The organism is Legionella genomosp. 1 (genome assembly GCF_900640215.1).
Classification (GTDB): Bacteria; Pseudomonadota; Gammaproteobacteria; order Legionellales; family Legionellaceae; genus Legionella_C; species Legionella_C quinlivanii_A.
In genome coordinates, this window is sequence record NZ_CAAAJH010000002.1 from 277,268 (window position 1) to 291,119 (window position 13,852).

The window sequence follows — 13,852 nt, forward strand, 5'->3', positions numbered from 1 at the left end:
AATTCAAATGGATCAAAATGATGTTGTCATTATTGCCGCAAAAAGAACCCCAATGGGAGGAATGCTTGGTTCTTTATCCAGTTTAACCGCACCTGAACTGGGAGCGATTGCTCACAAGGCCGCAATGGAACAAGCCAATATTAATCCTGCAGAAATTGATCAGGTCATTTCAGGTTGTGTGTTACAGGCAGGGATTGGACAAGCTCCGGCCAGACAAGCGGCGATTAAAGCAGGCATACCCCATTCAGCAGGAGCAACCACGATTAATAAAATGTGTGGTTCCGGTATGAAATCCATTATGCTGGGTCATGACATGATCAAGGCTGGTTCCGCAAATGTAGTTCTGGCAAGCGGTATGGAAAGCATGAGTAATGCCCCTTACTTATTAGCTAAAGCCCGCTCTGGCTATCGCTTGGGCCATGGCGAACTGAAAGATCATATGTTTCTGGATGGTTTGGAAGATGCCTATGAGCGTGGACAATTGATGGGCTGTTTTGCTGAAGCGACTGCTCGTCATTTCCAATTCAGTCGAAGCCAGCAGGATGAATTTGCAGTACGCTCTTTAACTCGCGCCTTGCAAGCTCAGCAAGATAATGCTTTTCTGGCAGAAATTACGCCCGTTACCATTGCCGGACGCAAGGGGGATACCATTGTATCCATGGATGAAGGCCCGGATGAAAGCAAACTTTCCAAGATTTCACAATTGAAACCTGCTTTCAAGGCAGATGGAACAGTGACCGCAGCAAACTCCAGCTCTATTTCCGATGGAGCAGCCAGCATCATTATCACAAGCGCCGGTCACGCACGAAAATTAGGCATCAAACCGATGGCGCGTATTGTTGCTCAGGCTACCCATTCTCAAGCTCCCGAATGGTTCACCACAGCACCTGTTGACGCAATCCGCAAGGTTATGAATAAAGCAGGATGGCAGCATCAGGATGTTGATTTATTTGAAATCAATGAGGCTTTTGCTGTAGTGGCTATGGCGGCTATCACGCAACTGGAACTCGATGATTCCAAAGTTAATATTCACGGCGGCGCCTGCGCTCTCGGTCATCCAATTGGAGCATCCGGCACACGCGTGATGGTGACTCTGCTGCATGCTTTGCAAAGACAGCAAAAATCACGAGGTATTGCAGCGCTTTGCATCGGTGGAGGCGAAGGGATAGCAATGGCCATTGAGCTGGTGTAATAACCTACAGTTTAAGAATCTGTCATCTTCTGTGAACGCAGGATGACAGATTCGCCTTCATGTGTGACTATTTGTCAAACCCTTTTGTTTTATATGGAGAGTTATGCTTAGACAAAGCCTCATTTATCTGGTTCTAACCATTTTGGTTGTCGTATTCGCCAAATTTGCACACACCCTGATCCTTTATATTGATTTGTTTTATACCTACATCAACATAAAACTTAGCCCTCTTTTCACTCATACCGGAGTGGGTGTATTAATTCGCAAAATTATTCTGCTGACTTTTATACCAATTATTATTGCATTGGTTCCCGCCTTGATTTATCGTCCAATTAAGGGAAGACCAATGCCTTATTTTCTCGAATTGACCTGGTGTTTATGGCTCGTCATTGTACTCAGCAACATTTTGATACGTTAAGGTAAATCAATGTCAAAGTTAAGCAGTCAAATTAACCCTGCAAGCAAGGATTTCAGAGAAAATGCAGCCGCGATGCAATCGCTGCTGGACAATTTGCAGAATACAATCCGCCAGATAGCTCTGGGGGGAGATGAAAAGGCAAGAAAGCGCCATTTAGAACATGGAAAATTGTTACCACGTGAGCGCTTGCAGCAATTACTTGATCCAGGCAGCCCCTTTCTTGAATTATCCCAACTTGCCGCTTATCAGGTCTATAATGATAACGTTCCCGCCGCCGGCATCATTACCGGGATTGGGCGTATTCATCAAACTGAATGTATGATTGTTATTAATGACGCCACCGTTAAAGGGGGGACTTATTATCCTTTAACAGTTAAAAAACATCTTCGCGCCCAGGAAATCGCTGAAAAGAATTATCTGCCCTGTGTTTATCTGGTAGATTCGGGAGGTGCTTTTCTCCCGCGTCAGGATGAAGTATTTCCTGATCGCGATCATTTTGGTCGCATTTTTTATAATCAAGCCAATCTTTCAGCGAAAAACATTCCGCAAATAGCGGTTGTAATGGGTTCCTGTACCGCAGGGGGTGCTTATGTACCCGCAATGGCGGATGAATCGATTATGGTTAAAAATCAGGCCACTATTTTTCTGGGCGGCCCTCCCCTGGTTAAAGCCGCAACCGGCGAAATAATCAGTGCCGAGGAGTTGGGAGGTGCCGAGGTGCATTGCAGGCAATCGGGAGTCGCCGATCATTATGCGGATAACGATGCACACGCTCTGCATTTGGCACGGGTCGCTATCAGTCATTTGAACCGGCAAAAACCGCAAGTACTTAAGCGAAGAGAAAGCATCGAACCACTTTACGATAGCAGCGAATTAAATGGGATTATTCCAACTGATCTGCGCAAACCTTTTGATATTCGCGAGATCATCGCGCGAATTGTGGATGGTTCAGAATTTGATGAATTCAAAGCGTTGTTCGGGACCACATTGATTTGCGGTTTTGCCCATTTATATGGCTATCCTGTGGGTATTGTGGCTAATAATGGAATATTATTCGGTGAAAGTGCTTTGAAAGGCACCCATTTTATCGAGTTATGCTCTCAACGTAATATTCCCCTTATATTCCTGCAGAATATCACTGGCTTTATGGTCGGTAGTAAATACGAAGCAGCCGGAATTGCCAAGCATGGCGCAAAAATGGTGACCGCAGTGGCCACCACTCAGGTGCCCAAATTTACTGTGATTGTCGGCGGAAGTTTTGGCGCTGGAAATTATGCCATGTGCGGCCGTGCTTATGATCCGCGTTTTTTATGGTCCTGGCCCAATGCACGAATTTCGGTCATGGGCGGTGATCAGGCTGCGAATGTTTTAGCTCAAATCAATCGTGATAAACACAGTAAACATGCCACCGAATGGCCGCCTGAGCAGGAAGAAGCCTTCAAAGCCAGTTTACGGGCGCAATACGAAGAACAGGGGAATCCCTACTATGCAAGTGCCAGGCTATGGGATGACGGCGTCATTGCGCCTGCAGACACTCGCCGTATTCTGGGCTTAAGCTTGTCGGCAGCTCTAAACGCCCCCGTTGATCAAACCCGTTTTGGCATATTCAGAATGTAAGGATAAAAATGAGTGACCTGGAATGTGAATTAAAAGGACAAGTTTTTGAAATCAGTCTGAATCGAATCGAAAAAAATAATGCCTTTGATGATGAATTATTAAAACTAATGCAAACCAGTCTGGAGAAAGCAATCCAGGATCCTGCGGTTTCTGTGATTTTACTGCGCGCCAATGGCCGCCATTTTTCAGCAGGTGCTGATTTGCAGTGGATGCAGCGAATGGCTCAGTTCACGCAAGAGGAAAATCTGGCCGACGCTATGATTCTCGCAAAACTTATGAATACTCTGTATTCCTGCCCCAAACCGACAATTGCCGCGGTACAGGGAGCCGCTTATGGCGGCGGAGTAGGACTAGTCGCTGCCTGTGATATTGCCATTGCCGGCCATTCCGCGCGTTTTTGTTTTTCTGAAGTTAAGCTAGGTTTAATTCCTGCAGTGATTAGCCCATATATAATCAAGGCCATTGGTGAGCGATTAACCAAATGGCTGTTCATGAGCGCAGAAGTCTTCGATGGGGAGCAAGCAAAACAATATAATCTGGTTCATCATTATATTGATGATTATTTACTGGATTCATTTGCGCTGGATTATGCCAGCAAACTCAGCCATCTCGCACCCCAGGCGATTGTTGATTGTAAATCGCTGATTGAGCGGGTGGCATCAAGACCCATTGATGAGCAGCTTATTGAAGAGACAGCCGCCATTATTGCAGCAAAAAGGGTTTCTGAGGAAGGACAGCGCGGCCTGCATGCGTTTTTAAATAAAGAACCCCCTAACTGGAACTAAGGATTTTCATGTTTAATAAAATTCTTATCGCTAATCGCGGTGAAATTGCCTGTCGAATCATTCGCACGGCAAAAAGCATGGGAATTACCACTGTTGCCATTTATTCAACAGCGGATAAAGAGAGCCAACATGTTAAGCAAGCTGATGAAGCCTATTGGGTAGGAGACCCCCCGGCCCTCGCGAGCTATTTAAATATCCATGCGATCATTGACATCGCAAAAAAAGCGAAGGCAGAGGCTATTCATCCCGGCTATGGTTTTTTATCAGAAAACCCACAGTTTGCAGCAGCCTGTGAAAAAGAAGATATTGTTTTTATCGGCCCTACTATTAAAGCGCTTGAAGCAATGGCTTCAAAACAATTAGCCAAGCAATTACTGGAGGGAAGCGCTGTTCCATTAACTCCAGGTTACCACGGCGCCGATCAGAGCGATGAACGTCTTAAGGAAGAAGCAAACCGTATCGGGTTCCCCATTCTGCTAAAAGCGGCTGCCGGAGGCGGCGGTAAGGGAATGCGGGCAGTTCATGAGCTTGCTGAATTTGATTCTGCATTAGCAGGAGCCCGGCGTGAAGCCAAGGCAAGTTTTGCTGATGATACCATGATTATTGAAAAGCTGGTTTTGAATCCACGTCATGTGGAAGTACAAATCATGGCCGATCAGCATGGAGAGGTTGTTCATCTCTTCGAGCGGGATTGTTCCATCCAGCGTCGTCATCAGAAAATTATTGAGGAAGCCCCTGCTCCCGGTTTAGGTACAGAGCTAAAACAAGGTCTTGCGGAGGCTGCCTGCGAAGTAGCCCGTTCAATTCAGTACCGCGGCGCCGGTACAGTCGAATTTTTAGTCGCTGAAGATAATCAGTTTTATTTTATGGAAATGAACACTCGCCTGCAGGTAGAGCATCCCGTAACCGAAATGATCACCGGACTTGACTTAGTCGCCTGGCAAATCAAAATTGCTGCTAATTTACCCCTACCCCTTAAGCAGGAGAATATTCAGGCGACAGGCCATGCCATTGAATGTCGGGTTTACGCTGAAGATCCGGCACAGAACTTTATTCCTTCCATTGGAAAAATCAACTTTTTGAAAGAGCCTTGTGGAGAGGGTGTGCGCATTGATACAGGCGTAAGCACTGGCTCAACGATTAGCCAATATTATGATCCGATGATTGCAAAGCTGATCGTCTGGGGAGAAACACGGCTTGAATCAATTCAACGTCTGCAGCAAGCTCTTAAATCCTATGCTGTGGGCGGTTTAAAAACCAATATCGGCTTCTTGCAGGCCATTTGCAATCATCCTCGGTTTATCAGGGGGGATTTGGGCACTGATTTTCTTAGCCGTGAAACCATTGAAATAGAAAAGTCTGATGAGCAGGAGTGCTTATTATTTTCTGCGGCTTATGACTATTTAAGATTAATCAACCACGAACAGGATCCATTATTTCTTGAGAATTTTGCCTGGCAGCTGAATTTGGAAGGTTTTTGGTTTTTCCGCTACACACTGGGGGATCAACTGAAAGAAGTGAAAATTATTGCCGTCAATGGCCAGGAATTTATTGCCCATATTCAGGACAAAACCTGGCATCTGTCTGTCGCCTATCAAAATGAGCGTTTAACAATCAATGATGGTCAACAACAGCGTTCTGCCTGGGTTATAGACAGAGATGGTCAGATTGAAATTTACAATACAACAGCTAATGTACAAATTGAACGCTTTAGCTGGCAAACAAGTCATGCCGACACAGCTAGTCAGGGTAGCCGTTTAACAGCGCCGATGCCCGCCACCGTAGTTGCTATTTTAAAAAATGAAGGAGATGTGGTAAAAAAAGGAGAGCAATTACTGATTTTGGAAGCCATGAAAATGGAACACAGCATCCGAGCACCCAAAGATGGAGTTATAACGGAATTATATTACAGCATCGGCTCCCAGGTGAATGAAGGTGAGGAATTGCTGAAGCTTACATGATGCAAGTGCACTCTGTGCGAAATACAGAAAACCATTCGATAAACAGTTTCGGCGAAACGATAGGAATAGACTGAAATGAGCTATCCACAACAAGTTACGATAGTAGAAGTAGGCCCGCGTGACGGCTTGCAGAATGAACAAGTCTTTGTGCCTACCGCATCCAAAATCGAACTGATTAATTTACTCAGCGAAAGCGGTCTTCGTTTTATCGAAGCAACCAGCTTTGTATCGGCTAAAGCCATACCACAGCTCGCAGACTGCGAAGAAGTTTTCAAATCAATTAACAAATCCGATAATATTCATTTATCAGCTCTTGTGCCTAACATGAAAGGCATGGAGAAAGCTTTGCATTGCGAAGTTAAGGAAATCGCCCTGTTCACTTCCGCCAGCGAAGCCTTTAATCAATACAATATCAATTGTTCAATTACCGAGAGCATTCGCCGTTTCGAGCCGGTAATGGATATCGCCAAAGAAAGGAAAATGCCGGTCAGAGCCTATATCTCCTGTGCGCTTGGCTGTCCTTACGAAGGCACTATCGTTCCGGCGCAGGTTGTCAGCGTCATGCGAATGCTGCTTGAGCTTGGAGCAAACGAAATCTGTCTGGGGGACACAATTGGGGTTGGAACACCTAAACAGACTCACCGATTGATTTCAGAGATTCTTGAAATATTACCCCGGCACCAATTGGCTATGCATTTTCATGATACCTATGGGCAAGCAGTTGCCAATATTTATACCTCACTGCAGTTAGGGGTTAGCCGCTTCGACAGCTCCGTGGCCGGACTCGGCGGATGTCCTTATGCGCGCGGTTCCGCCGGAAACGTTGCGACTGAAGATGTGCTTTATCTCATGCACGGATTAGGAATAGAAACGGGGGTCGATATCTATAAAATTGTGGCTGCCGGCGATATGATTTGTAAAATCCTGGGTAAAAAAAATCAGTCAAAAGTTGCTACAGCACTTTTGGCAAATCCTTAAAAATTGTATATTTTTTGAAAAAACCAAGATTCCCCGCCCTCTCTCAGACTACAGGATATATAATTACTAAAAGAACCGAACACAATCGCCAGTCAGCAATGCAGGCGAAGCAAACTTACGGAGCTTTTTATGGATAATAGAAATAAAATTATTGGCATTATCAGCCTGCTCGTCATTATTCTTGTAGTCGCCCTCGCCTTTTATAATTACAAGGGTTTTCACTCCGTTGAAACAGGCTCAACCAATGCTTCAGTGCCGACAGAAGTAGCAAGCCCTCCGGAAGGCGGCAGCTAGTCAAGAGCCCTATTGATAAAACCGTCTCAACGTCATCCTGAACGCAGTGAAGGATCTCCTGAATCTGGCTCAGCTCTAAGCAGTTTCAGATCCTTCGCTACGCTCAGGATGACGCACCGGGGAGTTATAAATTTTTTCATTCCTTTAACGATTCTTTACTGTATGAATATCTAAAAACCGGTGTAATATTCACACTTATTTTTTCTAACTCTCAACGAAGTCAGGTGAAAAAGTGGATAGTAAAAAATTAACAGTAGGATTAGTTCAACAGCAGTGGTATCCAAATACTGACAAGCACAAGGAAGAATTGAGTAAAGGGATTCTTCATGCGGCCAGACAAGGGGCTAAACTCATTTGTCTGCAGGAATTAACCCTGTCCCCCTACTTCTGTACTAGTCCTTCTGTCGATCCAGAACCCTATATGGAAGATATCAAAACAGGTCCTACTGCCCAGTTTGTAAGCCAGATGGCAAAAACCGCGAATGCTACTATTACTGCTTCATTGTTTGAGAAAGAGGGCTATAACACGGCAGTCGCTTTCGATAACAAGGGTGAGTTGATAGCTGTCACACGCAAACAACACATTCCTAGCGGCGAGAAATACCATGAGGATTATTATTTTAAACCGGGAGATTCTGACTATCCGATCCACAGGATTGCCGATCATCAGGCCGGGCTTCCGACTTGTTATGATCAATGGTTTCCCGAGTTGTCCCGTATTTATGGCCTTAAAGGGGCGGAACTTTTAATTTATCCTACCGCCATTGGCGCCGAACCCACTGCACCGGGATTTGACAGTCAACCGATGTGGCAGAAAGTGATGATTGCTCAGGGTATTATGACCAACTGCTTTATCATCGCCGTCAACCGGATTGGCACAGAAGAAGGCCTGGAATTTTACGGCAGCAGTTTTATTTCAAATCCTTTTGGTGAAATTATTGCCGAGGCTCCCCGCCATGAACCCGCAGTAGTGGTTGCAGAACTCGATTTTAATCAAAGAGACTTATGGGGTCGATTATTTCCTTTCCCAAAACAAAGACAACCAGCAACTTATCACGGCTTGTTGAAACCTCATCAACCAACAGGATGCCCCTGATGCCTACTCAATCATCTTCCGAGAATTTCTATAATATTTCCCATTGGGGGGAAGGCTATTTTTCTATCAATAACAAAGGCAACATTGAAGTCAGCAAGCACCCGCATAAGCCGGGTGTAGAGCTTCAAGCCATTGTTAATAGTGCCAGCCGCGCCGGTCTGCAACTACCTTTACTTATTCGTTTTGTCGATATTCTGCATGATCGGGTCGCAAAACTTCATGAAGCCTTTTATGAAGCGATTGAAGAAATTAGTTATCAGGGAAGATACAAACTGGTTTATCCAATCAAGGTCAACCAGGAGCAATGCGTGGTAAGGGAACTGCTTAAATCGCCGCATTTCAGTGTAGGCCTTGAGGCGGGAAGCAAACCGGAGTTAATGGCTGTTATCGGTATGCTGAGCAATCAAAGGACAACCATCGTATGCAATGGCTATAAAGATAGCGGCTATATTCGTATTGCGCTTATTGCTCAGCAAATGGGGCATCAGGTATTCATAGTCATTGAAAAACAATCCGAACTTGAAATTTTACTCAAAGAAGCTGCTCGTCTGGGTGTAAAACCCAGCATCGGCATCCGTATTCGACTGGTTACCAAAGGCGCGGGCAAGTGGGAAAATACCGGCGGAGCCAAGTCAAAATTCGGGCTGAATGCCGAACAGGTTCTTGAGGTAGTCAGCAAGCTGAAGGCGCATAATGCATTGGACTGCCTTCAGCTTATGCACTGTCATTTAGGCTCACAAATTGCCAATATCCATGACATTCGCCACTGTATGCTGGAAGTTGGCCGCTATTATGTTGAATTAAGACGGCTCGAGGCCCCAATCGGCACTATTGATGTCGGCGGCGGATTAGGAGTGGACTATGAAGGCACCCGCTCGAGTACCGGCTGCTCAATGAATTATACCGTCAATGAATATGCGACCAATATTCTGCTGGCACTTCGGCACATGTGTGAAGAAGCCAATATGCCAGAGCCGGATATTATCTCTGAATCTGGCCGTGCCTTGACGGCACATCATGCAGTACTGGTATCCAATATCACTGATGTGGAAATTATTAGAAAATCGTCTTCTTTACCTAAAATCGACGCCAATGATTCACACGTCATCCGGGATATCTGGGATACCTATCAATCCATTAGTGACAGCTTACCCAGTGAAATTTACAATTATGCCCGGCATTCGCTTGATGAAGCCCACTCAATGTTTAAGCATGGCGTGATAAGTCTTCAGGAAAAAGCGAAAGTTGAGCAGCTTTTTACTGTAATTTGTCTGGAAATTCAGAATAGGCTCGATCCGGAGAGTCCAGGGGATAATGAATTAATTGCTTTAATTCATGAGCAAATGGCCGCCAAGATTTTTTGCAACCTTTCTTTTTTTCAGTCACTGCCAGATGCCTGGGCCATTGGCCAGATTTTTCCAGTAGCGCCTATTACTCATTTAACCGAAGCGCCTGCAATGCACAGCATCTTACAGGATTTAACCTGTGACTCGGATGGAACTCTTAAACAGTATACAGGCAGCTCCCGTATACATCCGACATTAATGCTGCCCCATTTTGACCCCCAAAATCCCTATGCGATTGCTTTTTTTATGGTAGGAGCCTACCAGGAAATTCTCGGTAATCTGCATAATTTATTTGGCGATACCAATTCGCTCGATGTAAAATTATCAGATAATCAAGGGTTTGAAATTAATGATTTGGTCAGCGGAGATACTGTAACCAATGTGTTGAATATGGCTCATTATGATACAAAAAGATTGCTGCAATCTTATGAGAAACAATTGTTAAACACGGATCTTCCTGAGGAAAGCATTAACACCTATTTAAATGAATTGCGTAGTGTATTTTCACAACTGACTTATCTTAACAGCAACAAAACAAAGGGATCTTTATGATTACTCCGCGACAAGCCGGATATTACATGCCCGCCGAATGGTATCCTCATGCAGCTTGCTGGATGGCCTGGCCACGCCATTTACAAACCTGGTCAGCGATTGGACTGGAACGCGCCAGAAAAGCGTATGCAAAAGTCGCCAAGGCTATAAGTCAATACGAGCCAGTGATGATGCTGGTTCAGCCTGGAGAAGAAGCGCAGGTGGCGGAATACTGCAATGACAGTGTCCGCATAATTCCTTTGCCTCTGGATGACTCCTGGACACGAGATACCGGAGCGACTTTCCTTCTTAATGATCAATATGAGCTGGCAGGAATTGACTGGATCCATAACGCCTGGGGGGGAAATTATCCCGAGTATGAACTGGATCAGGAAATAGCCAAAGCCCTTATTCAGTATACTGAGGCCCGTTATTTTAAAGCACCGCTGGTTATGGAAGGCGGTTCGTTTCACGTCGATGGCGAGGGAACTGTTCTGACTACCCGTGAATGCCTGCTCAACAAAAATCGTAATCCTCAGCTCGGTCAGCATCAGATCGAAAGTTATTTACATGAGTTTCTGGGAACAGAAAGAGCAATTTGGCTAAATAGAGGATTAATTGGCGACGAAACCGATGGACACATCGATGAAATCGCCTGCTTCATTGAGCCAGCCAAAGTATTAGCCCTGACCACCAGCGACAAAACGGATGTTAACTATTACCTGCTTCAGGAAAACCTGGAAATTTTAAAAACCGCTCGTGACGCCAAAGGACGTTCACTGGAGGTAGTCACTGTCGAACAGCCTCCCGCCACTTATATGAATGATGAGCGTCTCACCTTATCCTATATTAACTTTTATCGCGCCAACCAGGGTATTGTAATGCCTTCTTTTGGCCATGCCAGTTACGATGAAGCCGCGTTTGTCCTGTTTAAACAACTGTTCCCCACCTGCCGAATCAGCCAAATCGACGCACTGGATGTGTTTGCTGGCGGCGGTGGAATACACTGTATAACTCAGCAGCAACCCGTATCCAGATAAACTATTGTTTCAAGAAAGGAAGCATTATGAACATTCCTGTATGGCAGCCCAAACATTCTGAAGAAAGCAGAATGTGGCAATTTATGCGCTACGTTGAAAAATCCTGCTCATTGGATTTCAATCACTATGAGCAATTATATGACTGGTCTATCCAGGAACCTGCACAATTCTGGCAAGCCATAGCGGATTTTTTCGACATAGAATGGGATGATTCAGCTGAAGAGGTTTTAAACGATCATGAGCATATGCTGGAAGCCAGATGGTTTGAAGGAGCACGCTTTAATTTCGCCAGTCAATTATTAAAACGCAATGACGATTTCCCCGCCATTGTAAGTATTGATGAAAATGGAAAGCGTGAAGAACTAAGCTATAAACAATTACGGCAGCAAGTGGCCTATTGTACCCAGGGCCTTCTCGATGCCGGCGTTTGCAAAGGCGACCGAGTGGCCGCTATTATGCCCAATGTCGCCCATACCATCATCGCCATGCTGGCAACCAGCTCAATTGGCGCAATCTGGTCGTCCTGCTCCCCCGATTTCGGCGCTCAGGCGGCCATTGACCGGCTTGGTCAGGTTGAACCCAAAGTTTTATTTGCCTGTAATGGCCACCAGTATATGGGCAAAACACATCTCGCCGAAGACAAAATCGCTGAATTGAAAAAAGCGATTCCCTCTATACAACAGGTCATTATCTCCCCGATCATCAATGAGCCTTTTAATATCGACGCAATCGATAAGGCCGTCTGGTGGCAAGACTTTCTTAAGCCTGCTGCAGATTGCCAGTTTACCTCCCTGCCTTTTGCGCATCCGCTTTACATTCTTTTCTCATCAGGAACAACCGGTAAGCCCAAATGTATCATGCACGGCGCCGGCGGCACTTTATTACAACATATTAAAGAGCTTGGACTGCACAGTAATATTTCAGAACAGGATAATCTTTGTTTTTATACAACCTGTGGCTGGATGATGTGGAACTGGATGGTTTCTGTGCTGGCCTTAGGCGCGACATTAACTCTTTATGAAGGCGCTCCCAATTTTCCAGACGCCTATCGGTTATTTCAATTGATAGATGAAGAAGGGGTTACCGTGTTTGGAACCAGTGCCAAGTTTCTCTCTGCTGTTGAAAAAGCAGGGGCCGCTCCAGGCTCGCGCTATTCCATGCCCTCATTAAAAGCTATTTTATCGACAGGCTCCCCGCTGCTGCCCAAAAATTATGATTTTGTTTATCAGCAAATCAAATCCGATGTGCAGTTAAGTTCAATTTCCGGCGGCACAGACATCGTCTCCTGCTTTGCATTGGGTAACCCGATACTGCCCGTTTACCGCGGCGAACTGCAATGCCGCGGTTTAGGCATGGCAGTGAAAATTTATAATGAGGAGGGTCAGGCGGTACAGGAAGAATGTGGGGAGCTGGTATGCACTCAGGCATTTCCCTCAATGCCCATAGGCTTTTGGAATGATCCTGATAAAAAAGCCTATAAGCATGCTTATTTTGAACGATTTGAAAAGGTATGGGCCCATGGCGATTTTGCTGAACTGACTCCGCACAAAGGCCTGATTATTTATGGGCGTTCCGATGCCGTATTAAATCCCGGCGGCGTAAGAATAGGCACCGCTGAAATCTATCGTCAGGTCGAAAAAGTGGAAGAGGTTCTGGAAAGCATCGTAATTGCCCAGAAATGGGAGGACGATGTTCGGGTCGTTTTATTCGTGAAGCTGCGTAATGGTTATCAACTGACTGAGGAATTACAACATAAAATACGGGATATTATTCGCAAAAATGCCTCACCTAGACACGTGCCCGCCAGGATTTTGCAAGTGGCTGATATTCCGCGAACGATGAGCGGGAAAATTGTAGAAGTCGCAGTCAGGCAAGTGGTTCATGGTGACACAGTAAGCAATTTAAGTTCGCTGGCAAACCCGGAAGCACTGGAATACTATAGGAATAGAGAAGAATTAAATCAGTAATCATCTATAACCTTGATGCGCAGTGCATCAAGGTTAGTTTCAGGCTACTATTAGCCCGCGGTAAAAATATTCAAGCCATTTCCCAGATGACACTGGATGCTATATTCCTTAACCTTGCTGTAGTCAGCAGCACGCATTAATGTAATTTTCAATGCAGCCTTACCGTCCGCAGTCAGCTCAAATTTGCTATAGCCAAAGGCAGGTGTTCCAGGCAGAAATGGGTCGTTCAGGGTAAAATGACGATCGGAGGCGGTGACCAGTTGACCTGCTATCAGCATTACAGCGTTGGGTTGTATAGATGTTGTGACGTCAGGTAAAGGCATTTCCGAGACACAATTTTTAACCGACCAGACAAAACTTAAGGCTTGTCCGTGACTCACTGCATCGGCAACCTCTGGAAAACTGGCCAGCTCAGCTGCCTGAACAGAGAAAGCGGCTGCTGCCATTAAAGAGAGGACTGTTTTTTTCATTACTGCTCCTTGCTAAAAAAGCGTTAAGATGCCAAGAACTTTAATGAAAGTCAAATTCATATGAACTTCTTCTCTCTGCTATCTTGCTCAAAAACATAGCAAAATTTAAAAAATATATTCCCCTTATTGAAAAAATAGCGTATTATTGATCCATTGC

General features: G+C 45.2%; 12 protein-coding genes. 11 read left to right on the plus strand and 1 reads right to left on the minus strand.

Going from position 1 to position 13,852, the window contains the following annotated elements; all coding sequences use genetic code 11:
• Window positions 1-7: 7 nt before the first annotated feature.
• The 11 genes from E1O89_RS03400 to E1O89_RS03445 all read left to right on the plus strand — a co-directional run bounded on the left by E1O89_RS03400 (window position 8) and on the right by E1O89_RS03445 (window position 13,225).
• Window positions 8-1,192, plus strand: a complete 1,185-nt coding sequence (locus tag E1O89_RS03400) for a thiolase family protein (RefSeq protein WP_112218277.1) — start codon at window positions 8-10, stop codon at window positions 1,190-1,192.
• Between the two features lie 103 nt (window positions 1,193-1,295).
• Complete coding sequence (locus E1O89_RS03405; protein ID WP_112218278.1) at window positions 1,296-1,610, plus strand: hypothetical protein; 315 nt, start codon at window positions 1,296-1,298, stop codon at window positions 1,608-1,610.
• Between the two features lie 9 nt (window positions 1,611-1,619).
• The gene (locus E1O89_RS03410) at window positions 1,620-3,227 is read left to right on the plus strand and encodes a carboxyl transferase domain-containing protein (protein ID WP_133138939.1); all 1,608 of its coding nucleotides are present in this window, start codon (window positions 1,620-1,622) and stop codon (window positions 3,225-3,227) included.
• 8 nt (window positions 3,228-3,235) lie between these two features.
• On the plus strand, window positions 3,236-4,012 hold the full coding sequence (locus E1O89_RS03415; protein WP_133138940.1) for an enoyl-CoA hydratase-related protein: 777 nt from the start codon (window positions 3,236-3,238) through the stop codon (window positions 4,010-4,012).
• Window positions 4,013-4,020: 8 nt separating this feature from the next.
• Complete coding sequence (locus tag E1O89_RS03420) at window positions 4,021-5,973, plus strand: acetyl-CoA carboxylase biotin carboxylase subunit (protein ID WP_133138941.1); 1,953 nt, start codon at window positions 4,021-4,023, stop codon at window positions 5,971-5,973.
• A gap of 75 nt (window positions 5,974-6,048) precedes the next feature.
• Window positions 6,049-6,951, plus strand: a complete 903-nt coding sequence (locus E1O89_RS03425; RefSeq protein ID WP_133138942.1) for a hydroxymethylglutaryl-CoA lyase — start codon at window positions 6,049-6,051, stop codon at window positions 6,949-6,951.
• A gap of 129 nt (window positions 6,952-7,080) precedes the next feature.
• Complete coding sequence (locus E1O89_RS15385) at window positions 7,081-7,245, plus strand: hypothetical protein (protein WP_165483048.1); 165 nt, start codon at window positions 7,081-7,083, stop codon at window positions 7,243-7,245.
• A gap of 232 nt (window positions 7,246-7,477) precedes the next feature.
• Window positions 7,478-8,341, plus strand: coding sequence for a carbon-nitrogen hydrolase (locus E1O89_RS03430; protein ID WP_133138943.1), 864 nt, complete (start codon window positions 7,478-7,480; stop codon window positions 8,339-8,341).
• Window positions 8,341-10,239: a biosynthetic arginine decarboxylase gene (gene speA / locus E1O89_RS03435; RefSeq protein ID WP_133138944.1), complete on the plus strand. Its 1,899-nt coding sequence runs from the start codon at window positions 8,341-8,343 to the stop codon at window positions 10,237-10,239. The genes E1O89_RS03430 and speA overlap by 1 nt, the downstream gene beginning before the upstream one ends.
• Entirely contained in the window at window positions 10,236-11,258 is a 1,023-nt protein-coding gene (locus tag E1O89_RS03440) for an agmatine deiminase family protein (protein ID WP_133138945.1), read from the plus strand. The genes speA and E1O89_RS03440 overlap by 4 nt, the downstream gene beginning before the upstream one ends.
• 26 nt (window positions 11,259-11,284) lie before the next feature.
• Complete coding sequence (locus tag E1O89_RS03445) at window positions 11,285-13,225, plus strand: acetoacetate--CoA ligase (RefSeq protein WP_133138946.1); 1,941 nt, start codon at window positions 11,285-11,287, stop codon at window positions 13,223-13,225.
• Window positions 13,226-13,275: 50 nt separating this feature from the next.
• Here the strand turns inward: E1O89_RS03445 and E1O89_RS03450 are convergent, their stop codons facing one another.
• Window positions 13,276-13,695, minus strand: a complete 420-nt coding sequence (locus tag E1O89_RS03450) for a VirK family protein (RefSeq protein ID WP_133138947.1) — start codon at window positions 13,693-13,695, stop codon at window positions 13,276-13,278.
• Window positions 13,696-13,852 lie beyond the last annotated feature (157 nt).

Coding starts and splice junctions, on each gene's coding strand:
- E1O89_RS03400 (WP_112218277.1), top strand. CDS start 8: ATGGATCAAAATGATGTTGTCATTATTGCCGCAAAAAGAACCCCAATG.
- E1O89_RS03405 (WP_112218278.1), top strand. CDS start 1,296: ATGCTTAGACAAAGCCTCATTTATCTGGTTCTAACCATTTTGGTTGTC.
- E1O89_RS03410 (WP_133138939.1), top strand. CDS start 1,620: ATGTCAAAGTTAAGCAGTCAAATTAACCCTGCAAGCAAGGATTTCAGA.
- E1O89_RS03415 (WP_133138940.1), top strand. CDS start 3,236: ATGAGTGACCTGGAATGTGAATTAAAAGGACAAGTTTTTGAAATCAGT.
- E1O89_RS03420 (WP_133138941.1), top strand. CDS start 4,021: ATGTTTAATAAAATTCTTATCGCTAATCGCGGTGAAATTGCCTGTCGA.
- E1O89_RS03425 (WP_133138942.1), top strand. CDS start 6,049: ATGAGCTATCCACAACAAGTTACGATAGTAGAAGTAGGCCCGCGTGAC.
- E1O89_RS15385 (WP_165483048.1), top strand. CDS start 7,081: ATGGATAATAGAAATAAAATTATTGGCATTATCAGCCTGCTCGTCATT.
- speA (WP_133138944.1), top strand. CDS start 8,341: ATGCCTACTCAATCATCTTCCGAGAATTTCTATAATATTTCCCATTGG.
- E1O89_RS03440 (WP_133138945.1), top strand. CDS start 10,236: ATGATTACTCCGCGACAAGCCGGATATTACATGCCCGCCGAATGGTAT.
- E1O89_RS03445 (WP_133138946.1), top strand. CDS start 11,285: ATGAACATTCCTGTATGGCAGCCCAAACATTCTGAAGAAAGCAGAATG.
- E1O89_RS03450 (WP_133138947.1), bottom strand. CDS start 13,695: ATGAAAAAAACAGTCCTCTCTTTAATGGCAGCAGCCGCTTTCTCTGTT.